18 protein-coding genes are annotated in these 20,477 nt (G+C 65.0%); 10 read left to right on the top strand and 8 right to left on the bottom strand.

The window, feature by feature from the left end; all coding sequences use genetic code 11:
* The first annotated feature begins 192 nt into the window (after positions 1–192).
* The 3 genes from MRBLMU1_RS26395 (at position 193) to MRBLMU1_RS26385 (ending at position 4,602) form a co-directional block, all read left to right on the top strand.
* Entirely contained in the window at positions 193–3,192 is a 3,000-nt protein-coding gene (locus MRBLMU1_RS26395; protein WP_363508074.1) for a ligand-binding sensor domain-containing protein, read from the top strand.
* A 101-nt stretch (positions 3,193–3,293) separates the two neighbouring features.
* Entirely contained in the window at positions 3,294–4,073 is a 780-nt protein-coding gene (locus MRBLMU1_RS26390) for a 3-hydroxybutyrate dehydrogenase (protein ID WP_363508071.1), read from the top strand.
* A 115-nt stretch (positions 4,074–4,188) separates the two neighbouring features.
* Positions 4,189–4,602 (top strand): chorismate mutase, encoded by a 414-nt coding sequence (locus tag MRBLMU1_RS26385; RefSeq protein WP_363508068.1) that lies wholly within the window; start codon positions 4,189–4,191, stop codon positions 4,600–4,602.
* An 8-nt stretch (positions 4,603–4,610) separates the two neighbouring features.
* Here the strand turns inward: MRBLMU1_RS26385 and MRBLMU1_RS26380 are convergent, their stop codons facing one another.
* Together MRBLMU1_RS26380 and rpoD are read right to left on the bottom strand one after the other, a co-directional pair.
* The gene (locus MRBLMU1_RS26380) at positions 4,611–5,819 is read right to left on the bottom strand and encodes a PQQ-dependent sugar dehydrogenase (RefSeq protein ID WP_363508065.1); all 1,209 of its coding nucleotides are present in this window, start codon (positions 5,817–5,819) and stop codon (positions 4,611–4,613) included.
* Between the two features lie 217 nt (positions 5,820–6,036).
* Positions 6,037–8,520, bottom strand: coding sequence for an RNA polymerase sigma factor RpoD (rpoD, locus tag MRBLMU1_RS26375; RefSeq protein ID WP_363508062.1), 2,484 nt, complete (start codon positions 8,518–8,520; stop codon positions 6,037–6,039).
* Positions 8,521–8,998: 478 nt separating this feature from the next.
* Between rpoD and MRBLMU1_RS26370 the strand changes: the two genes are divergently transcribed.
* From MRBLMU1_RS26370 to MRBLMU1_RS26355, 4 genes are all read left to right on the top strand, one after another.
* A complete protein-coding gene (locus tag MRBLMU1_RS26370) occupies positions 8,999–9,463 on the top strand; it encodes a ProQ/FINO family protein (protein WP_315219023.1) in 465 nt (154 codons plus the stop codon).
* A gap of 73 nt (positions 9,464–9,536) precedes the next feature.
* Positions 9,537–10,154, top strand: coding sequence for a 3'-5' exonuclease (locus MRBLMU1_RS26365; protein ID WP_363508058.1), 618 nt, complete (start codon positions 9,537–9,539; stop codon positions 10,152–10,154).
* A gap of 71 nt (positions 10,155–10,225) precedes the next feature.
* Positions 10,226–10,936, top strand: a complete 711-nt coding sequence (locus MRBLMU1_RS26360) for a c-type cytochrome (protein ID WP_363508055.1) — start codon at positions 10,226–10,228, stop codon at positions 10,934–10,936.
* 17 nt (positions 10,937–10,953) lie between these two features.
* Positions 10,954–12,246, top strand: a complete 1,293-nt coding sequence (locus MRBLMU1_RS26355) for a c-type cytochrome (RefSeq protein ID WP_363508052.1) — start codon at positions 10,954–10,956, stop codon at positions 12,244–12,246.
* On the opposite strand, the gene MRBLMU1_RS26350 is transcribed toward MRBLMU1_RS26355, so the two are convergent.
* Positions 12,243–13,364 (bottom strand): type IV pilus twitching motility protein PilT, encoded by a 1,122-nt coding sequence (locus tag MRBLMU1_RS26350; RefSeq protein WP_363508049.1) that lies wholly within the window; start codon positions 13,362–13,364, stop codon positions 12,243–12,245. The genes MRBLMU1_RS26355 and MRBLMU1_RS26350 overlap by 4 nt on opposite strands.
* 28 nt (positions 13,365–13,392) lie before the next feature.
* On the bottom strand, positions 13,393–14,037 hold the full coding sequence (locus tag MRBLMU1_RS26345) for an SAM-dependent methyltransferase (protein WP_315219019.1): 645 nt from the start codon (positions 14,035–14,037) through the stop codon (positions 13,393–13,395).
* A gap of 66 nt (positions 14,038–14,103) precedes the next feature.
* On the opposite strand from MRBLMU1_RS26345, the gene MRBLMU1_RS26340 reads away from it, so the two are divergent.
* Positions 14,104–15,042, top strand: a complete 939-nt coding sequence (locus tag MRBLMU1_RS26340; RefSeq protein WP_363508046.1) for a head GIN domain-containing protein — start codon at positions 14,104–14,106, stop codon at positions 15,040–15,042.
* A 15-nt stretch (positions 15,043–15,057) separates the two neighbouring features.
* Here MRBLMU1_RS26340 and MRBLMU1_RS26335 read toward each other — a convergent pair whose 3' ends face one another.
* A complete protein-coding gene (locus MRBLMU1_RS26335; protein WP_363508043.1) occupies positions 15,058–16,101 on the bottom strand; it encodes an Rpn family recombination-promoting nuclease/putative transposase in 1,044 nt (347 codons plus the stop codon).
* 27 nt (positions 16,102–16,128) lie between these two features.
* Here MRBLMU1_RS26335 and MRBLMU1_RS26330 point away from each other — a divergent pair, with 27 nt between their 5' ends.
* The gene (locus MRBLMU1_RS26330) at positions 16,129–17,424 is read left to right on the top strand and encodes a metal-dependent hydrolase family protein (RefSeq protein ID WP_363508041.1); all 1,296 of its coding nucleotides are present in this window, start codon (positions 16,129–16,131) and stop codon (positions 17,422–17,424) included.
* A 4-nt stretch (positions 17,425–17,428) separates the two neighbouring features.
* On the opposite strand, the gene MRBLMU1_RS26325 is transcribed toward MRBLMU1_RS26330, so the two are convergent.
* Both MRBLMU1_RS26325 and purU read right to left on the bottom strand, forming a co-directional pair.
* Positions 17,429–17,971 (bottom strand): YaeQ family protein, encoded by a 543-nt coding sequence (locus MRBLMU1_RS26325; RefSeq protein WP_363508038.1) that lies wholly within the window; start codon positions 17,969–17,971, stop codon positions 17,429–17,431.
* 16 nt (positions 17,972–17,987) lie between these two features.
* Positions 17,988–18,866, bottom strand: coding sequence for a formyltetrahydrofolate deformylase (gene purU, locus MRBLMU1_RS26320; protein WP_363508035.1), 879 nt, complete (start codon positions 18,864–18,866; stop codon positions 17,988–17,990).
* A 330-nt stretch (positions 18,867–19,196) separates the two neighbouring features.
* Between purU and MRBLMU1_RS26315 the strand changes: the two genes are divergently transcribed.
* Positions 19,197–19,577 (top strand): KGG domain-containing protein, encoded by a 381-nt coding sequence (locus tag MRBLMU1_RS26315; RefSeq protein ID WP_363508032.1) that lies wholly within the window; start codon positions 19,197–19,199, stop codon positions 19,575–19,577.
* Positions 19,578–19,678: 101 nt separating this feature from the next.
* On the opposite strand, the gene MRBLMU1_RS26310 is transcribed toward MRBLMU1_RS26315, so the two are convergent.
* Positions 19,679–20,470, bottom strand: a complete 792-nt coding sequence (locus tag MRBLMU1_RS26310) for a TOBE domain-containing protein (protein WP_363508705.1) — start codon at positions 20,468–20,470, stop codon at positions 19,679–19,681.
* Positions 20,471–20,477 lie beyond the last annotated feature (7 nt).

Genomic DNA, 20,477 nt, shown 5'->3' with positions numbered 1-20,477 from the left:
CCGAAGGACCAGCGCCCCGGCTCATCCCCGGGGCGTTGTTTTTGCCTGCTTTTAACCCGCACGGCCACCTGGGATCGGACCCCTTGGGGTCCGACCCCTAAGTGGTAACGCGCGCGTATCGCAAAAAGCGTGGCGGGTTCGACTGGCACCGCCACCTTCATTTCCAAGTTGAAATCCGCTATGCTCCTTGTCATGGACATCATCACAAGTTGGACATTCCGGTGCGCCCGCTTGCTGATGGTGGCGGCGCTGTGCGCGCTGACCGGCCTGGCCCCGCCGGCGCGGGCGGCCCAGCATGCGCGCCTGCTGGGCGACTACGCGCACCGCGCCTGGAGCTCCGCCCAGGGCGCGCCGGCGCAAATCCAGGCCATCACGCAAACGCCCGACGGCTGGTTGTGGCTGTCCACGCCCACCGGTTTGTACCGTTTCGACGGCGTCAACTTCGAGCGCCGCGACCAGATCGGCGGCCACCCGCTGCTGTCGACCATCGTGCTGCCGCTGCACACCGCGCCCGACGGCGGCCTGTGGGTCGGCTACCGCTTCGGCGGCGCCAGCGTGTTCAAGGACGGCAAGGCGTCGCACTACGGCGCCGACAACGGCTTCCCGCCCGGCGCCGCCCACAGCTTCACCACCGCGCCGGACGGCGTACTGTGGGCCACCACCGCGCGCGGCCTGGCGTGGCTCGACCGCGCGCGCGACCGCTGGGTGCGGATCGGCCCGGACAGCGGCTTCGATCCGCCCCAGGCCATCTGGCAGGTGCTGTTCGACCGCGCCGGCACGCAATGGGTCTCGACCTCGAACAAGGTGTACTACCGCCGCGCCGGCGAGGCGCGCTACCACGCCGCCAGCCCCGGCGACCTCGAACTGGCGTCGCTGGCTGCCGCGCCCGACGGCACCGTGTGGGTATCGAACGGCGTTGACGCCAATTACCGCCTGTCGCAAACGCCGCCGGTGGCCGGCGCCAGGCCGCCACGGCCGGAACTGCCCGGCAGCGGCATGTGGTTCGACCGCGCCGGCACGATGTGGCTGGCGAGCGATACCCACGTCGAGCGCGTGCTGCCGGACGTGTTCCCCGATCCGCGCCAGCGCCTCACCCGCGACCAGGGCTTGAGCGGGCTGAGTCCGCAGACCTTTTTTGAAGACCGCGACGGCAATATCTGGTTCGGCACGGCGACCGGCCTCGATCGCTTCCGCCGCCACCGCGCCGTGCCGCTGCCGGGCGACCAGCCGATCGTCACGCCGGGACTGGCGGCCGACATCGACGGCAAGGTCTGGCTCAGCAACTTCAGCACCAGCGCCTGGCTGATGGACGCCGAAGGCCGCCAGCACGCCACCCTCGGCAGCGGTTTCTGGAGTTCGGCGGAAGGCGATGGCGGCCGCGCGCTCGGCAGCTACAAGGGCATCTGGCAGACTGCGCGGTCCGGCGAAACGCTGATCCCTTCGCCGCCGGGACCGCTGCGCGACAGTTCCACCATCTACGCGCTGGCGCGCAGCCGCAACGGCGACTGGTGGGCCAGCTATCTGAATTACGACCTGTTTCGCCACCGCGACGGCAAGTGGGAGCAGCCCTACCCGTCGCTGCCCAAGCTGCGGGTGATGTCGCTGCTGTCGGACAGCCGCGACCGGCTGTGGATAGGCTACCAGGGCAACCTCATCGCCATCGTCGACGGCGGCCAGGTGGGCTTGCTGGGCGCCGAGCACGGCCTGCGCATCGGCAACGTGCTATGCATCTACGAGCGCGACGGCAATTTATGGGTGGCGGGCGAATCGGGCGTGGCCCGCTACGACGGCAAGCGCTTCGTCCCGCTGCTGGCGGCCGACGGCCACGAGTTGCGCGGCATCAGCGGCATCGTCGCCACCGACGACGGCGAACTCTGGCTGCATGGCCACGACGGCGCCTTCCGCATCGCCGCCGACCAGCTCAAGGCCTTCGTGCGCGACGGCGCCAGGGTGGCGTACGAACTGCTGGGCAACGAAGAGGGCCTGACCGGCACCGTCCAGCCCAGCGGCCCGTTCCCGTCGATGGTGCAGGCCAGCGACGGCAAGCTATGGCTATCGACCACCAGCGGCGCGATGCTGATCACGCCCGGGACCATCCGCCGCGACCCGATCCCGCCGCCGGTCGAGATCACCTCGGTCTCCAGCAACGGCAAGCGCTACGGCACAGGCCAACCGCTGCGTCTGCCGCAGGGAGCGAACAACCTGCACATCGCCTTCACCGCGCTCGGTTTGTCCGTGCCGGAGCGCGGCGCCTTCCGCTACCGGCTCGAGGGCGTCGACCAGGACTGGCAAAACGCCGAGGGCCGGCGCGAAGCGTTCTACACCAACCTGCAGCCGGGCCGCTACCGTTTCCAGGTGATCGCCGCCAACCGCGACGGCGTATGGAACACAGAGGGCGCCGGGCTCGACATCGAGCTGTCGCCGACATTCCTGCAAAGCGTGTGGTTCAAGCTGCTGTGCGGGGCGCTGTTGATCCTGCTGGTCGCGCTGGCGTGGCGCTGGCGGCTGGCGCAGGTGGCCAGGCTGATCGAGGCGCGCCAGCTGGAACGCCTGAGCGAGCGCGAGCGCATCGCCCGCGCGCTGCACGACACCTTCCTGCAACAGGCGCAAGGCACGATCCTGATGATGCAGGCGGCGATGGAGCAGATACCGCCGGCCCTGCCCGCGCGCGCCGCGATGGAGCGCGGCATCGGCTACATCGAACGGGCGCTGATCGAGGGCCGCGACGAGGTGATGGGCCTGCGCTCGGCGTCGAGCGGCAACGAGACGCTGGCCCAGGCGCTGGAATGTTTCGGCAACGGCCTGGCCGAGGTGCTGCCGGCGCGTTTCCGCCTGGAAGTGCGCGGCACGCCGTACCCGCTGGAGACGGCGCTGCGGGACGACCTGTTCGCCATCGGCCGCGAAGCGATCGGCAACGCCTTCCGCCACGCCGAGGCCGGGGAGATCGTGGTGGAACTGGACTTCGGCGCCGACGCGCTGACCTTGCAGGTGCGCGACGACGGCAAGGGCATCCCGGACGACATCCTCGACGAAGGCAAGCGGCGCGGCCACTTCGGCCTGGTCGGCATGCGCGAGCGCGCCGAGCGCATCGGCGCGGTGTTGGAGATGGGCAACCTCGACACGGGCGGCGCCTTCGTCCGGGCCAGCGTGCGATCCTCGGCGGATGTTGGTGCAACATCTCGCGCACCTTAATCCTCCCTTCAGCCAGGTCGTGCACTGTACGTTCGAGCATCGACATGCGACAGCGCATGGCGTGTAATGTCCCAACACCACCCAACCCAAGGAGCCCGCACATGAAACTGAAAGACAAAGTCTGCGTCGTCACCGGCGCCGCCAGTGGCATCGGCAAGGAAATCGCCCTGATCTACGCGCGCGAAGGCGGCAAGATCGTCATCGCCGACCTCAACCTGGAAGCGGCCCAGGCCACCGCCGACGAGCTCAAGGCCGCCGGCAAGCAGGCGATGGCTGTCGCCATGAACGTCACCGACGAAGCGCAAGTGAACGCCGGCATCGCCGAAGTGATCGCCGCCTGGGGCCAAATCGACGTACTCGTGAGCAACGCCGGCATCCAGATCATCCACCCGGTCGAAGACTTCCCCTACGAGGAATGGAAAAAGCTGCTGTCGATCCACCTCGACGGCGCCTTCCTCACCACCAAGGCCTGCCTGCCGCACATGTACAAGGCCGGCAGCGGCAGCGTCATCTACATGGGGTCGGTGCACTCGAAGGAAGCCTCCAAGCTCAAGTCCGCCTACGTCACGGCCAAGCACGGGCTGATCGGCCTGGCCAAGGCCGTCTCGAAGGAAGGCGCCGAGCACGGCGTGCGGGCCAACGTCATCTGTCCCGGGTTCGTGCGCACGCCGCTGGTGGACAAGCAGATTCCCGAGCAAGCCAAGACGCTGGGCATCTCCGAGGACGACGTCATCAAAAAAGTCATGCTGGCCGACACCGTCGACGGCAAATTCACCACGGTCGAAGACGTCGCCGAAGTCGCACTGCTGTTCGCCAGCTTCCCGTCGAACGCGCTCACGGGCCAATCGCTGGTCGTCAGCCACGGCTGGTTCATGCAATAAACTCCGGGGTCAGGTCCACCATTTCTACACGAACGCTGCCGTAGATGGCTTTACGGAAGAACCCGTGTAGAAATGGTGGACCTGACCCCGTCTTTACAACCTAACCGGAGTGCTCATGCGTCTGTCTCTTCTCACCGTTGCCTTTTTGACCGTCGTCTCGGCCCACGCGCAGGAGCCGGCACCGGCGCCCTGGGGCAGCCCGACCGTCGACAACGGCGCCTGCTGCCAGTCGATCGAGGAGGTGCGGAAGAATATCGACCGCATCGACCACGACATCGTGCGCCTGATGGCCGAGCGCGGCCGCTATGTCCACGAGGCGGCGCGCTTCAAGGCCGATCCGACCCACGTGGAAGTGCCGGCCCGCGCCGAGGCGGTGGTGCAGAAGGCGAAATCGCTGGCCCAGGAAAACGGACTGTCGCCGCAGATCGCCGAGGCGACCTACCGCCCGATGCTGCGCGCGTATCTGGACTACGAGCAGGAAGTGTTCGCCAAGGCCAGCGCGGCCGGCCAGACCCCGTGGAAGAAATAGCGTCGCCTTTACCGATCGTACTGCAGCCGCACCACGCGGCCGGTGCGGTCTTCCACCAGATAGATGTTGCCGTCGGCGCCCTGTTTGACGTCGACCGGCGCGCCCATGCCCTGCTTGCCCTTGTGTCCCCAATCGCCGATCAACTCGACCGACTTGCCGAGCGGCGCGCCGTTGCGGTCCGCCAGCAGCGCGACGAGCCGGTGGCCGTGCTCACGATAGCCGTGGTAGCCGATGATCAAGCTGTTCTTGTACATCGCCGGAAACCGCGCGGCCGTGTAGAACGTCATGCCCAGCGGCGCCGCATGCGCCGGCAGCAGGCGCAGCGGCGCGCGGTAGGTTGAACAGACCGTCGCCGGATATTCCGGACTGGGCCGGTTGTCGTCGTAGCAGTAAGGCCAGCCGTAATTGACGCCGCGCTGCACCAGGTTGAGCTCATCGTGCGGCAAATCATTGTCGTTGGCCAGCTTGGGCATGGCGGCCTGGATGGCGTCGCGGCCATTGTCCGCCTGCCACAGCGCGCCGCCGACCGGATGAAACGCCAGCGCCTGCGAATTGCGCAGGCCGGACGCGTAGACTTCCCAAGTGAGCGCTTTGCCCTGCGGCCACTGCATTTGATACTTGCGTATCACGCCCAGCGCCGACGCTCCCTGCGCCTCGGCGCACGGCTTGGCGGCGGCGGGCGGCGCGTTGTTCTCGCCCTCGCAATGATCGCTGGCCGAGCCGATGTTGACGTACATATCGCCCCGGGCGTCGAACCGCATCGTCCTCAGCAGATGACGGCCCAGGCCGGGCAAGGCCGCGACACCGGAACCGCCACCGATGACGTCCGTTAGCGTCCCCTCCGGATTGCGCGGGTCGAAGCGGACGATGCGCTTGACCAGGCCGACGTACACCAGGCCGTCCGGCCCCAGCGTGATGCCATTCGGCCGGTCCAGCCCTTTGAGCAACTGCGTCTTTTCGTAGCGGCCATCGATGGCCTTGAGCAGCCAGACGCTGCCCCGCCCCGGTTCCCAATTACGCATGTCGACCACCACCAGGTCGCCGTTGGGCAAGGGCTGTATGCCGCGTGGGAATTTGAATCCGTCCGCCAGCACCGCGGCGCAAAAACCGGGCGGCGTTGCGACGTTGAGCCGTTTGAAGGCGCCGCAATTGTCGGCGGCATGGGCGTGGCCGGCGGCAAGCGCCAGGGCGGTGAAAAACGGAAGAAGTTTGGGCATCGTCGGCGATCGAATAGTTGGCGCCAGTGTAACGTATCCGATTCAGGAGGCGAAGCGGCGGGAGGTCGATACGTGGAATCCTGCGTACCCCAATGGCCTTGGCTGTCGGGCAATGGCGGAGGTGGCCGCGATCGCGTTAAATTTCGTGGAGACACGTCATTTGGTGGACGAAAAAAAGGGAGGCATGGTGCCTCCCTTCTGTGCGCTTGCTTGACGCTTAGTTCTGCGTCAGGAACGTCTTCAGCTTGTCCGAACGCGACGGCTGGCGCAGCTTGCTCATGGCCTTCGCTTCGATCTGGCGGATCCGCTCGCGCGTGACGTCGAACTGCTTGCCCACTTCTTCCAGCGTGTGGTCGTTCGACATTTCCACGCCATAGCGCATGCGCAGCACCTTCGCTTCGCGCGGGGTCAGCGAATCCAGCACTTCCTTGATGACGTTGCGCATCGAGGCGTGCAGCGCGGCGTCCAGCGGGGCCAAGGTGGTGTTGTCCTCGATGAAGTCGCCCAGCTGCGAATCGCCGTCCTCGCCCATCGGCGTTTCCATCGAGATCGGCTCTTTGGCGATCTTCATGATTTCGCGCACTTTGTTTTCCGGCATTTCCATCTTGACGGCCAGCGTCGCCAGGTCCGGCTCGCTGCCGGTTTCCTGCATGATCTGGCGCGAGATGCGGTTCATCTTGTTGATCGTTTCGATCATGTGCACCGGCACGCGGATGGTGCGGGCCATGTCGGCGATCGAACGGGTGATGGCCTGGCGAATCCACCAGGTCGCATACGTCGAGAACTTGTAGCCGCGACGGTATTCGAACTTGTCGACCGCCTTCAACAGACCGATGTTGCCTTCCTGGATCAGATCGAGGAACTGCAGGCCACGGTTGATGTACTTCTTGGCGATCGAAATCACCAGACGCAAGTTGGCGACCGTCATTTCACGCTTGGCCTGGCGCGCGCGTTTTTCACCGGCGGCCATCTGCTTGTTGATCTTGCGCAGGTCGGCCAGCGGCAGCGCCACGCGCGCTTGCAGGTCGATCATCTTCTTTTGCAGCTCTTTCACCGCCGGCACGTTGCGGCCCAGGATGGCGCTGTACGGATAGGCCGAATCGACCTCGCCGTCGACCCAGTCCAGGTCCGTCTCGTTACCCGGGAACACCTTGATGAAGTGGGCGCGCGGCATGCCGCATTTGTTCACGCACAGCTCCAGCACGGCGCGCTCGATGTGGCGCACTTCTTCCATCTGGCCGCGCAGCGTGTCGCACAGCTTCTCGACGACCTTGGCGGTGAAGCGGATGCCCAGCAGCTCGGCCGAAATCGCTTCCTGCGCGGCGACGTAGGCCTTGGAGCCGTAACCGCCGGCGGCCTTGCGCATCTTGTCGTACTGGTTCGAGATGACGTCGAACTTTTCCAGCGCGGCTTTTTTCAGCTGCGCCAGTTGCTCGGTCGAGAAGCCGGCCGCGCCGCCGTTGGCGTCGCCGTCTTCTTCCTCGACTTCTTCTTCCTCTTCCTCATCGTCGTCCGACGACGCGGCCGGCGCGGCGGCCACGGCCGGCGCGTTGTTCGCTTCGTTCAGGTCGACGAAACCGTCCACCACTTCATCGACCTTGAGCTCGTCCGCTTCGATCTTGCGGGCCAGCGCGACGATCTCGGCGATCGTGGTCGGGCAGGCGGAGATGGCCTGGATCATGTCCTTCAAGCCGCCTTCGATGCGCTTGGCGATCTCGATCTCGCCTTCGCGCGTCAGCAGCGCCACGGCGCCCATCTCGCGCATGTACATGCGGACCGGGTCGGTGGTGCGGCCGAAATCGGAGTCGACCGTCGACAGCGCGGTCGCGGCGGCCGCTTCCACTTCGTCGTCGGACGTGACGGTGGCCACGCTGTCGGTCAGCAGCAGCGATTCGGCGTCCGGGGCGCGCTCGTAGATGGCGATGCCCATGTCGTTGAAGGTCGCGATGATGCCTTCGATCGCTTCCGGATCGACGATGTTTTCCGGCAGCTGGTCGTTGATCTCGGCGTAGGTCAGGAAGCCGCGCTCCTTGCCCATGTTGATCAGGTTCTTGATCTGGTTGCGGCGGCGCTCCAGGTCCTCGGCCGAGCTTTTCGGGTCCATGCCCAGCATGTCGGCGGCGCCGCCCTTGGCCTTGCGCTCGCGCGCCTTCGAGACGGCCTTCAGTTCGGCGCGCTCGACGGCGTTCAACGCCGCGACTTCATCGTTCTCCGGCGTGAACTCGGACGGCTTGCGGCCGCGGCGGCCCGGCACCTTGACGCTCGGCAGCAGATAGCCGGAGGTGTCGATCGACGCCAGCGTGGCGGCGTCGGTGACCTGGCTGACGGCCGGGCCGGCGGTGACGATGGTCACCGGCGCCGGTTCAACCTTGACTGCCTTGACCAGCTTGGACTTCGGCGCGGCCTTGACCACCACCGTGTCGGCGACCGGTTCGTCGGCCGCGACGGCGCCGGCCGGCGCGCCCTTGCGCGCCACCTTGACGGCCTTGACCGGCGACTCGACGGCCACCTGCGCCTCCGCCTGGGCCGCTTCGGCCGCGGCGCTCAGGCGCGTTTTCTTCTTGACTACCGTTACTTTGCTCGCTGCCTCTTGCGCATTATCGATCACATAGGATAGAGTCGTCTTTGGCACGACCAGCGGAGCGGAGCTGGTGCGGGCGGTCTTGACGGACAACGTTAAAGTTTTCGGCGTTTTTGTCATTAAAAGTCTCTCAATGCGTATTCGCCAGAAAATACAAAATGCCATAGCCCGCGCCGACCGTTACCAGTGCGCATGGATGGAAATGTTGTAATTTAGCTGACGATTATCTGCGGAATAAAAAAAGCCCGCTTCCAACAACGGGCTTGTTTCTCTTTTCAGTGAAGAATGAGGAGAGGGCAAAGTATGCCGTATAGCGAGACATCAGGATAATGAATAAATCACATATCCGACATCCTAAAACCATATAACAAGGGCACGCGCCCCTGTCAGACCGTCCGAATCGCATCCTGTACCAAACTGAAACGCACCGCCCTGCAATTGGTGCGTCAAGCATTATACACGTTTTAGGCCGCCGCCGCACCTGTCGTCCTTCTGCCGTTGGCCGGAGTGTAAGCAAACCGGCACGGTAGCCTAAAAGGCACTGCAATCCCGGGGGGCGCATGATATGCTGGCGCCTCTTGCTTAACCTACGAAGTCGATGAACACTAGCCTTACCCCTCAGCCTTTGGCGACCGAGCCAGCCGCATCCGCTCCGGCCACCGCGGCCCTGACCCCGCGCACCCTGTTGAAACAGCTGCAAACCCAATTCCCGGCGTTCCGCGATTTTCTGCCGTTGTCGATCGGTATCGACAAGCAGATCCTGGCGATCATGCCCGAACTGGACCGCAAGACCATGCGCTCGGCGCTCGGTATCCACACCGGCTCGCTGCGCTATCTGAAAGTGATGGAAAAAGCCAAGGTGCGCCACGACCTCGACGGCACGCCCGGCGCCGAAGTCACCGACACCCACCGCGCCCACGCCACCCAGGTATTGCAGGAGCGCTTCAAGAAGGAAGCCGAACGCAAGAAGGCCGAACGCGACGCGGCGGCGGCCGAGGAAGCGGCGCGCGTGCGCGCCGACAAGCTGAACCAGCTGACCGCGAAATTCTCGCGCAAGGGCTGAGTTGGCCGAGTTGCCTACCAGGTCGCCCGATACGCGGCACACACCGGCGGCGGAGGCCGAGCTTCCGCCCTACGTGGGTCTGCGAATCGCCGATGTGCAACTGGTGACGACGCCCGAACATGCGCTGGCCGCGCGCGCGGCCCTGCTGGCCGCCGACGCCATCGGCTTCGATACCGAGTCGAAGCCGACCTTCGTCAAGGGCGAGACGTCGACCGGCCCCCACCTGATTCAATTCTCCACCGACGACAAAGCCTATCTGTTCCAGATCGGCGCGAGCACGTCGGCGCACACGCTCGAACTGCTGCAAGCCGTCCTGGAACAGCCGGCGCCGCTGAAGATCGGTTTCGGCCTGTCCGACGACGTCAAGCGGCTGCACGCCAAGCTGGCGATCCGCGCCGCCGGCGTGGTCGACCTGTCGGTGGCGCTGCGCACGCCCGGCCAGCGCAACGACCTCGGCGCCAAGACGGCGGTGGCCAAGTTCTTCGGCCAGAAGCTGCAGAAATCGAAGAAGATCTCCACCACCAACTGGGCGCTGCCGCGCCTGAACGACAAGCAGATCCTGTACGCGGCCGACGACGCCCAGGTGGCGTTGCGCGTGTACCGGCATTGGATCGCCAACGGCGGCAAGCTGCCGCCGATGCGGCCGGTCAAGCTGCCGCGCGCGCCGAAACCGCCGCCGGCCGACGCTTAGACGTTCTGTCCACTGTCCTTTTTGGCAACACCGGGGTATCCTGTCCGCAATGATCAGGGACCAGGAACTGTATGCTTACTTTTTCCACCGTACGATTGGGCGCGCTGCTGGCGTTGAGCCTGCCCGCCGCCGCCGCGACACCGCCCGACACCCTGGAGCAGCGCGTGGCCGCCTGCATCGCCTGCCATGCCGCCAAGGAGCGCGGCGACGCCTTTTTCCCGCGCATCTCCGGCAAGCCGGCCGGCTATCTGTATAACCAGTTGATCAATTTCCGCGAGGGCCGCCGCAATTATCCGATGATGACCTATATGGTCGACCATCTGCCCGACGCCTACCTGCGCGAGATCGCCGACTACTTCGCCGCCCAGCATCCGCCCTACCCTCCCGCGCAAGCCGGCAGCGGCGCCAACGCGAGCGCCGCCAGCCTGGCGCGCGGCGAAGCATTGGTGCGGCACGGCGATCCGGCCAAAAAGATACCGGCCTGCGTCAGCTGCCACGGCGCCGCGCTGTACGGCGTCGAACCGGCCATCCCGGGACTGCTCGGGCTGCCCAGCGATTACATCAACGCCCAGTTCGGCGCTTGGAAGAACCAGGTGCGCCGCGCCGCCGCGCCCGACTGCATGGCCGACATCGCCGGCAAACTGACCGTGGCCGACGTGGCCGCCATTTCGGCCTGGCTCAGCAAGCAGCCGCCGGACGCTGCCGCCCGGCCGGCAGCCGCCGCCAGCATCGCCATGCCGCTGCCGCAGCCGTGCGGCAGCGTGCCGGGTGGCGCCAAATGAGCGCGGGGACGACGACCATGAAAAAAGTCCTCCTGGTGTTTGCGGGATTGCTTGTGCTGGTGGTGGCCGGCGCGCTCTTCATGCTGTTCCGTACCGGTGACGATCTCGGCCCGCCGCCGAGCGTCACCGCCAAACTGGCGCCGGCCGAGAAAATCGCCCGTGGCGCCTATCTGGCCAAGGCCGGCGACTGCATGGCGTGCCACACCACGCGCGGCGGCCAGCAATACGCCGGCGGCCGCGCGCTCAAAACGCCGTTCGGCAGCGTGATTTCGCCCAACATCACGCCGGACAAGGCGACCGGCATCGGCGGCTGGAGCGCCGACGACTTCTGGCTAGCGCTGCACAACGGCAAATCGAAGGACGGCCGGCTGCTGTATCCGGCCTTCCCGTACACCAATTACACGCGCATCACGCGCGACGACTCGGATGCGCTGCACGCCTATTTCCAGTCGGTCCCGGCGGTCAGCCAGGCCAACCGGCCGCATGAATTGCGCTTCCCGTACAACCAGCAGTTCATGCTGGCCGCGTGGCGGGCGCTGTACTTCAAGCCGGCGGTGTTCCGTCCCGAGACCGGACAGTCGATGGACTGGAACCGGGGCGCCTATCTGGTGCAGGGCCTGGGACATTGCAGCGCCTGCCACAGCCCGCGCAACGCCTTGGGCGCGGTGAGCGGATCAAGCGGCGACAGCCTGTCGGGCGGGTTAATACCGGTGCTGGGCTGGTATGCGCCCTCGCTCAACTCGGATGCCGAAGCGGGCCTGGGCGACTGGCGGCAGGAGCACATCGCGGCGTTGCTGAAGACCGGCGTGTCGCCGCGCGCCACCGTGTTCGGACCGATGGCGGAGGTGGTCAGGGAAAGCCTGCAGCATCTGAGCGACAGCGATATCAACGCGATGGCCGTATATTTGCGCGCGTTGCCGGCGCAAGGGGTCAAGTCGGAGTTCGAGCGCGACAAGGGGGCGCAGGCGACGGCCTTCCTGACGGCGGGCGCCAAGCTGTACGAGCAGCACTGCGCCGAGTGTCATGGCGCCGGCGGCGCCGGCATGCCGCCCGGCTATCCGCCGCTGGCGGGCAACCGCGCGCTGACGATGGAGCAGGCGGTCAATCCGATCCGCATCGTGCTCAATGGCGGCTTCGCGCCGGGCACGGCCGGCAATCCGCGTCCGTACAGCATGCCGCCGTTCGGCCACGTGCTCAACGACACCGAAGTGGCGCAGGTGGTCTCCTACCTGCGCAGCGCATGGGGCAACAACGCCCCGCCGGTGGACGGCAACGAGGTCAACCGGTATCGGGCGATACCGTTGGATTAATGGTGCTCGGCGAAGCCGATGCGATCCGTGGTCGCGTTGCGCGCGTCGTCGACGCCGATCTTGCCCTCGGCCAGCAGCACCCGCAACGAGGCGTTCATCGTGTGACAGCCTTCGCTGGTTTTGCCGGCCATCCAGCCGCGCAGCGCCGACAATTGCCCGCTGGCGATCATGTCGACCACCTCCGGATTGGACGTCAGGCACTCGGTGGCCAGGTGGTAGCGCTCCCCCTCCACCGACGGCAGCAAGGCCTGGCACAGCACGCCGCGCAAGGCGTGCGCCAGCGCCTGCGACTGCGCCTCGGAGTTACCCAGCAGCCGCACCATCTTTTGCAAGCCCAGCTCGGTCGAGCGCGCATGCAACGAGGCCAGCACCAGCGGACCGGATTCGGCCAGCGCCAGCGCCTCCTGCGCCGTTTGGGCGTCGCGGATCTCGCCGATGACGATAACGTCCGGCCGCTCGCGCAGCGCGTCCAGGGCGCCCAGGTAGAAACTCTCGACGTCGCCGTCAAAACCCACCTCGCGCTGCGTGATGACGCACTGGCGCTGCGGGATCAAGGTTTCGACCGGGTCCTCGATCGTGATGATGTGGCCGGACCGGTGCTTGTTGATCTCGTCGAGCATCGAGGCGATAGTGGTCGATTTGCCCTGGCAGGTGTCGCCGATAATCAACACCAGCCCGCTGGTCAGCTTGGCGAAATTCTGCTCGTGCTGGCGCAGGCCCAGCTGATCGAGCGGCATCGGCTCCTTGGGGAAGCGGCGTATCACGCAGCCGAGCCGCTTCTTGCCCTGGAATGTGAAACAGTTGGCGCGGATGCGCGCCGTGTGCAGGTCGACCGCGCGGTCGAAGGCGCGGTCCTGGATGCGTTCGGACCAGTTCGGCTCGACCACCTCGAAGAACTCTTCCAGCTCCTCGCGCGTGATCGGCGAATCGGTCACCGCCACCAGCCCCTTGGGCTGGCGCAGCAGCAGCGGGCTGTTTTGATGGATCAGGATGTCGCTGAAAATGAGCTTGGAGTTCAGCAGGTGCAGGATCTGTTGTACCAGGGTGCCGAAGACCGGATGGTCTTCGTTCTCGATATAGGTCAGCGTGCGTATTTGCGACGACAAGTAATTTTCCATCTGTACAGTGCTCTCCGGGGCATAGGAACTAGCTCTTCAGCTTCGGATATTTGAAGCCGGTGCATAAGTCCATACTGTAACGCTGATTGCCTTCGAGCACCAGTACGTGTTCCGGCGGTTCCTCGCCGGCCAGGGCGCCGGAGAACAACGGCAGGCCCTCGCCCTTACGGATCAGGTCGTCACAACGCTCGTAGACGTTGGGGCAGCCGGTCTCCGCCAGCAGCGCCTGCACGATCGGCACCTTCCAGGCGTCGACGCCGCCGGACTGGAACTGGCAGATCAGATAACCGTTGACGCCGCCCCAGCCGTGCACCAGCAGGCCGGACAGGCCGTCGTCCTCGCCCAGGATCACCGGCACCAGCGCGTTCGGACCGGCGGCGCGGATGGCGGCGGCGCGCTTGGCGACGGCGGCCTTGACGCGGCGCTTCATCATCGCGTGGTCGACCGGCTCGTCCTCCTTGTAGCTCCACATGCGGGCGCGAATCTGCGACTTGGAGTTATAGGCGGCGCGGCCGATGAACTGGCGCGAGGAGCTTTGCACGATCGCGGTCGAGCCCGGCTTCATTTTTTCCTGCGGCTTGCCGTCGACCTTGTCGATCGCGGTCGGGTAGATCCAGGGGTCGCCGGCCAGCAAGCTCTTTTCCTTGCCCTGTTTGATGGTGATGATAAGCATGTGATTCCAGATAGGTGTCGCGATGGTGATGCGAGGGGTTTTGCGGGATAGGCCGAATGATACCTCATGCCGCTCGCCCGGCCGCCGTCGGCCGCCGCCCGTCCCCACCGATTCCCGTCGGAACGCATTCCAGCCCGTCCAGCGTGCAGTCTGTCGCAGTCCTGTGTCGCCGGCGGCGCCGGTTGCGTAGTATTCAACCTCAAGATGACCAACCAGGAGAACACCATGACCACCACCACCGTTCGCGGCACACTGCGCGTCCTGATCCTCGCCGCCGGCATGCTGGCGGTCGCCGCGCCGGCCAACCTGGCGCTGGCCGGCCCCTTGAGCTGGGTCGGCGGCGACCGCGTCCAGGGCAACGGCAAGATCGTCAAGCAGAACCGCGAGGTCGGCCACTTCACGGCCTTCGCCACCAGTGTCGGCGGCGATGTCGAGATCCGCCAGGGCAATACCGAAGGCGTCACCGTGGAGACCGACGACAACCTGCAGGCGCTGGTCGAAACGGTGGTGGAAAACGGCACCTTGCGGATCCGCACGGCCAAGAAGAACATGTCGCTGGAAACGCGCAACATGAAGATCATCGTCATGGCCCGCACCCTGGAGCGGGTCTCGGTGGGCGGTTCCGGCGCGGTGGCGGCGGACAAGCTGCACGTCGAGCGCATGCAGTTGGACATCGGCGGTTCCGGCGAAGTCAATGTGCGCGACCTGCGCGCCGAGTCGCTGGCGGTGTCGCTGGGCGGCAGCGGCGGCCTGAATGTCGGCGGGAACGTGGAGCGTTTGCAGATTTCGATAGGCGGTTCGGGCGAGGTGCAGGCGGGCCGGCTGGCGTCGCGCGATGCCGTCGTGAGCATCGGCGGCTCGGGCGAGGCGACGGTGTCGGCGAGCAAAACGCTGAACCTGAGCGTGGCCGGCTCCGGCGACATCGGCTACTACGGCGATCCGAAGGTGAGCCAGAACATCCGCGGCTCCGGCACCATCAAGCGGCTGGGCGCGGCGCCGCAATAAACACTGCACAGGGCATCAACGCTCGGAAAATATTTGGCGTGGTCTGTCGCCGGCGAACAGCGATTTCACCCAGGTCCGCAATTGGTCCTCGTCGGCGGCAGAGATTCTCTCGTTTAAGTCCGGCGGCAATTCATCTTTAAAATCCGCTGTCATTGTCTGCAACACGTCCTGCAACACCAAGCGCGCGCCCTCCTGCCGGCCTTCTTCCTTTCCCTTGGCGCGTCCACGCTCGATCGCCTCATACTCCAGCAGGTCTTCATACTTCTTGAATCGTTTGTTGAACAACATCGCGGGGCCCTCCTCCAAACCTATATTGGTCTCACTGAACTCTTCCTGCAAGACTGACCGTATCCAGCGCGTCAAACTATCGCGCGCGCGTGACATATCCGGCGCCCGCATGCGTTCCGCAAAGGCGTTCAGCGCGCCGCGCATCTCCTCGTCGGTGTGCGAACGCATCAGGCGAAACAGGATTGCCAGCACATTAGACCGGCCGTCGACGCCGACGTTCCGATGCTGATCGATCAGCAGGTAGTGCTGGCTCGGCTGATAGCGTTCCAGTCCCTCCGGCGGCGGCAGCATCAACTTGGCAAGATCCGTACTTGCGCGCCAAGGCTTGCGGCCGTGATAGAGCACGACGGGCAAGACGGGCGGCAGTTTCCCGTACCGGGTCAGCCGATGCTGCGCCACCAGGTCTTGGCACAACAGCCCGACATAGACCTGCATGCGCAATGCCATCCACGGATCGGAGCGTGACTGGAACTCCAGCAACAAGTAAACATAGATCCAATCGCCACCGATTTTTGCGCGCCACACAATATCCTCGTGACGGACTCTGCCGCTGTCGCTGGTGTAGCTGGCGTTGATGCGCTCAAACGCACTGGCATCAAGCGAGCCGGGCCATTCCGCCGAGACAAATCCCGTCAGCAGGTCCCGGACCACTTCGGGATGCGCGAACAACCGCTTATACAATATGTCGCTGTGACTTTTCATCGACAAAGTGTAGCGTTCGACATCATTGACGAGTACGCTTGTCGGCGAGCCCGCTTTGTCGCTCCTCAAAAAAACCTCATCCACAGGGAGAAATACTTGAACGTCATCGCCTCATCCGTCCGCCTCGCGCTGGCATCGCTGCCCGCCATGTTATTGAGTTCCGCCGCCGCTGCGGCGGACGTCCCAGCCGCCGCCGTCACCGCCATCAAGGCCGCGCACATGGTCGACGTGCGCAAAGGCACGGTGATCGACGACGCCGTGGTCCTCGTCAGCGGCGAGCGCATCACCGCCGCCGGCAGCAAGCTGGCGATCCCTGCCGGCGCCACGGTCATCGACCTGGGCAACAAAACCCTGCTGCCGGGCCTGATCGACAGCCACACCCACCTGACCGGCGACCCGCAGGACGCCGGCTACGCCATCGTCGCCAAATCGATCCCGCGATCGACCTTGACCGGCGCCAAGAACGCCCGCCTCACGCTCAACGCCGGCTTCACCACCGTGCGCGACGTCGGCGCCGACGGCTATGCCGACATCGGCCTGCGCGACGCCATCAACGACGGCGACGTGCCCGGCCCACGCATCGCCGCCTCCGGCCCGGCGATGAGCATCACCGGCGGCCACTGCGACGACAACATGCACGCGCCGGAGTACCAGCGCTCGGCGCTGGGCGTGGCCGACGGCACCGACGAGGCGCAAAAGATCGCGCGCCGCAACATCAAATACGGGGCCGACGTCATCAAGGTTTGCGCCACCGGCGGCGCGCTGTCGTTCGGCACCGACCCGCGCGCCTCGCAGTACACGCTGGAGGAATTGAAGGCCATCGTCAAGACCGCGCACGGCCTCGGCCATACCGTCGCGGCCCACGCGCACGGCGGCGAAGGCATCAAGCTGTCGGTGCTGGCCGGCGTCGATTCGATCGAACACGGCTCCTACATCGACGACGAGGGCATCAAATTAATGAAGGAACATAAGACCTGGCTGGTGCCGACCGTCTACCTGGGCGACTGGCTGGTCGAGAACGCCGAGGCGATCAAGCTGCCCAAGCCGCTGCTGGAAAAAGCCAAGGTGGTGTTGCCGCAGGCGCGCATCAATATCGGCCGCGCGATCAAGGCCGGCGTGCCGGTGGCGTTCGGCACCGACGCCGCCGTCTACCCGCATGGCTTGAACGCGCGCGAATTCGCGGTGCTGGTCAAGCTGGGCATGACGCCGGCGCAGGCGATCCGCGCGGCCACCGTCAACGCCAGCGAGTTGCTGGGCTGGAGCGACCGGATCGGAACGATAGAGGCGGGCAAGTTCGCCGACATGATTGCCGTCGACGGCGAACCGCTCAAGGATGTGACGGTGCTGGAACGGGTCCAGTGGGTGATGAAGGGTGGCGCGGTGGTCCGGTAAAACCTTAGCGCTCGGCCTTGAAGGTCTCGCGGCCGACTTCCACCGTCGTGGTGCCGTCGGTCAGCCAGATCTGGCCGTCCTGGATGGTGCATTGCAACTGCATCGAGCGCTGCGCCATGCGGGCCAGCTGCTCGGTGGCGTCGGCGTTCAGGTTGACCACGGTCAGGTTCTTGCAGCGCTCGACCTTGTTCGCCAGCGACTTCCACCAGATATGGCTGGTGGCCGCGTAGCTGTACACATAGACGTGTTCCGAACGGCCGCTGGCCTTCAGGATCACCTTCTCGTCCGGCTGGCCGACCTCGATCCACAACTGGATCGCGCCGGTCAAATCCTTCTGCCAGATGTCGGGTTCTTCGACGTCGAACAGCCCCTTGGTGAAGGTCAGCGCCTCGTTGGCGTGGATCGCGAACGCCACCAGCCGCACCATCATGCGCTCGTCGGTCTCGGACGGGTGGCGCGCCAGGGTCAGCGACTGGGTCTCGTAGAAATTGCGGTCCATGTCCGCGATCTGCAGGTCGGCTTTATAAATTGTTGCTTTGAGGGCCATCGGTAAATCTCTTAAATTATTTAAAGACGACAGTCTTGTCGCCGTTTTGCAAAATGCGGTGCTCGACGAACCACTTCACGGCGCGCGCCAGCACCACGCACTCGACGTCGCGGCCGATGGCCGACAAGGTCTCGGCGTCCATCGAATGGTCGACCCGCTCGACATCCTGCTCGATGATCGGGCCTTCGTCCAGATCGCCGGTGACGAAGTGGGCGGTCGCGCCGATCAGCTTGACGCCGCGGTGATGCGCCTGCGCGTACGGCTTGGCGCCCTTGAAGCTCGGCAGGAAGGAATGGTGGATGTTGATCGCCTTCCCTTTCAGCGCCGTGCACAGGCCCGGCGACAGGATTTGCATGTAGCGCGCCAGCACCACCAGGTCGATCTTGTGGGTGTCCATCAGCTCGATGACCTTGGCTTCCTGCGCCAGTTTGGCTTCCTGGGGCGCGCCGGTGGCCAGCGGCAGGTGGTGGAACGGGATATTGTAGCTCGCCGCCAGCTGGTAGAAATCCATGTGGTTGGACACGATCGCCGGAATCTCCACCGGCAGCAGTCCGCTCTTGTAGCGGAACAGCAGATCGTTCAGGCAATGGCCGATCTTCGACACCATCAACATCACGCGCGGTTTGTAGTGCGCGTCGCGCATCTCGAACGTCAGTTGCATCTCGGCCGCCAGCAGGCCGAAATCGGCGCGCAGCAGCTCGTCGTTGATGGCGCGGTCTTCCAGCGCGAAGTGCACGCGCATGAAGAACAGGCGCGACTCGCTGTCGCCGAACTGCGCCGAATCGATGATGTTACAGCCGTGATCGGCCAAAAAACCCGAAACGCGATGAACGATGCCGCGCTGGTCGTGGCAGGAAAAACTCAAGATGTATTCGGGATTGTCGGGTTTAGTCATGGCCATCACAGTAGATTTCGATATCAACGGAACAACAACAAGGCCGGTATTGTCGCACGGCTGGGCTCATCCGGTAAAACTAGAACGATCGTGCAATTTTGGAACCTTCTCGCCTGACTGGCGTCTATCTCTGTGCTGAATAACCCGCCGGGCCGAGAACCCGGCGTTTTTTTAACCAAAGCACACGACGAGGCCCCACGCAGCCCTCACTTCGCACCATGGCCCAAGCCCATGTGGAACTTCCGTCAATCTTGCAACTCTAACCACACAGAGCAGCGAAATGCGTCGCTGTTTACCAACCCAACGGAACACACATATCAGGAGGCAGTTATGGCAAGTAATAGTAACAACCCAGGAAACGAGCAGCCGAAGCCGAAAGGCACCGCCAAGCGAGGTTTCGCCGCGATGGATGAAGCCACCCAGCGCGCCATCGCCAGCAAAGGCGGCCAAGCCGCCCACCAGAAAGGCACGGCACACGAATTCGACTCGGAGGAAGCACGCCGCGCCGGCCAGAAAGGCGGCGAGGCGGTCAGCCGGGATCGCGCACATATGGCGCAGATCGGGCGCAAGGGGGGCGAAAGCCGCCAGTCCGCCGCACGCGCCAATGCTGAAAAGAATGCAGCGGCCGGGTCGGCGCGCAGTAGCGTCGGCTCGGAGCAATCGACCAAGACGGGCAGCCGTCAGGGTGGCAAAACGGGCTCAGGCAGCTGACGCGATGTTGACCCGATTTCGTCGGGCGGATTAGGCGAAGCCGTAATCCGCCCCACGTGTTTTAGATGAAGCGTGCGTTAGATGAAGGCGGGCGTGGGCTATTACGCGGGCGTGCCGATGATGACGCTCGATGCTTTGAAGACCGCGCTCACCTCGCTGCCGACTTCCAGCGCCAGCGCGTCGCCGCTCTCGCTTGTGACGATGGCGGCGATGACGCCGCCACCGCGCAACTCGATGCTCACTTCCGTATTGACGGCGCCGGCCTGCAACCGCGTAACCTTGCCGGCCAGCTGATTGCGTGCCGACAAGCGCGCCGTTCCCATCTCCGCCACCACGATCACCGACGACGCCTTGATCAACGCGAACGCTTCGGCGCCGATGGTCAGACTCAAACTGTCGCTGCTGTCACGCGTGATGGTGGCGACGATATGTTGGCCGCCGACGATCTCCAGCGTGATCTCGTCGTTGACGGCGCCCTCCTTCAAATCGACCACTTTGCCGCTGAACTGGTTGCGCGCGCTGGTTTTCATTTTCATCCTTTGTATCAGCAGGAAATCATCGGCCAGCGCATGCGACTGCCCGCTCAGATGCGCGACGAACTTGCGGTGCTCCTCGTCTATCTTACGGAAGTTCTCCACCAGTTGCGCGCCACGCGATGTCAACCGCGTGCCGCCTCCGCCCTTGCCGCCGGCAACGCGCTCCAGCAACGGCTCGCCGGCCAGGTTGTTCATCGCCTCGATCGCGTCCCACGCGCCTTTGTAACTCATGCCCACCGCCTTGGCCGCGCTGGTGATTGAACCGGTCGAGGCGATCGCCGCCAGCAGCGCCACGCGTTCGTTCCCGCCCAGCTTCTGGCCGTCGATGGTCATCCAGACGTTGCCTTGCAATTCCATGGTCGGC

This window comes from Burkholderia sp. LMU1-1-1.1, from assembly GCF_040675865.1.
Lineage (GTDB): Bacteria > Pseudomonadota > Gammaproteobacteria > Burkholderiales > Burkholderiaceae_D > Rugamonas.
Note: the sequence above shows the minus strand (reverse complement) of the source record. Positions and strands in the feature narration are given on the sequence as shown.

What these genes read in the sequence shown, in the direction of transcription:
- MRBLMU1_RS26315 (WP_363508032.1), top strand. Translation starts at nt 19,197, where the DNA reads ATGGCAAGTAATAGTAACAACCCAGGAAACGAGCAGCCGAAGCCGAAA.
- rpoD (WP_363508062.1), bottom strand. Translation starts at nt 8,520, where the DNA reads ATGACAAAAACGCCGAAAACTTTAACGTTGTCCGTCAAGACCGCCCGC.
- MRBLMU1_RS26370 (WP_315219023.1), top strand. Translation starts at nt 8,999, where the DNA reads ATGAACACTAGCCTTACCCCTCAGCCTTTGGCGACCGAGCCAGCCGCA.
- MRBLMU1_RS26380 (WP_363508065.1), bottom strand. Translation starts at nt 5,819, where the DNA reads ATGCCCAAACTTCTTCCGTTTTTCACCGCCCTGGCGCTTGCCGCCGGC.
- MRBLMU1_RS26345 (WP_315219019.1), bottom strand. Translation starts at nt 14,037, where the DNA reads ATGCTTATCATCACCATCAAACAGGGCAAGGAAAAGAGCTTGCTGGCC.
- MRBLMU1_RS26350 (WP_363508049.1), bottom strand. Translation starts at nt 13,364, where the DNA reads ATGGAAAATTACTTGTCGTCGCAAATACGCACGCTGACCTATATCGAG.
- MRBLMU1_RS26310 (WP_363508705.1), bottom strand. Translation starts at nt 20,470, where the DNA reads ATGGAATTGCAAGGCAACGTCTGGATGACCATCGACGGCCAGAAGCTG.
- MRBLMU1_RS26325 (WP_363508038.1), bottom strand. Translation starts at nt 17,971, where the DNA reads ATGGCCCTCAAAGCAACAATTTATAAAGCCGACCTGCAGATCGCGGAC.
- purU (WP_363508035.1), bottom strand. Translation starts at nt 18,866, where the DNA reads ATGACTAAACCCGACAATCCCGAATACATCTTGAGTTTTTCCTGCCAC.
- MRBLMU1_RS26360 (WP_363508055.1), top strand. Translation starts at nt 10,226, where the DNA reads ATGCTTACTTTTTCCACCGTACGATTGGGCGCGCTGCTGGCGTTGAGC.
- MRBLMU1_RS26340 (WP_363508046.1), top strand. Translation starts at nt 14,104, where the DNA reads ATGCCGCTCGCCCGGCCGCCGTCGGCCGCCGCCCGTCCCCACCGATTC.
- MRBLMU1_RS26395 (WP_363508074.1), top strand. Translation starts at nt 193, where the DNA reads ATGGACATCATCACAAGTTGGACATTCCGGTGCGCCCGCTTGCTGATG.
- MRBLMU1_RS26355 (WP_363508052.1), top strand. Translation starts at nt 10,954, where the DNA reads ATGAAAAAAGTCCTCCTGGTGTTTGCGGGATTGCTTGTGCTGGTGGTG.
- MRBLMU1_RS26385 (WP_363508068.1), top strand. Translation starts at nt 4,189, where the DNA reads ATGCGTCTGTCTCTTCTCACCGTTGCCTTTTTGACCGTCGTCTCGGCC.
- MRBLMU1_RS26390 (WP_363508071.1), top strand. Translation starts at nt 3,294, where the DNA reads ATGAAACTGAAAGACAAAGTCTGCGTCGTCACCGGCGCCGCCAGTGGC.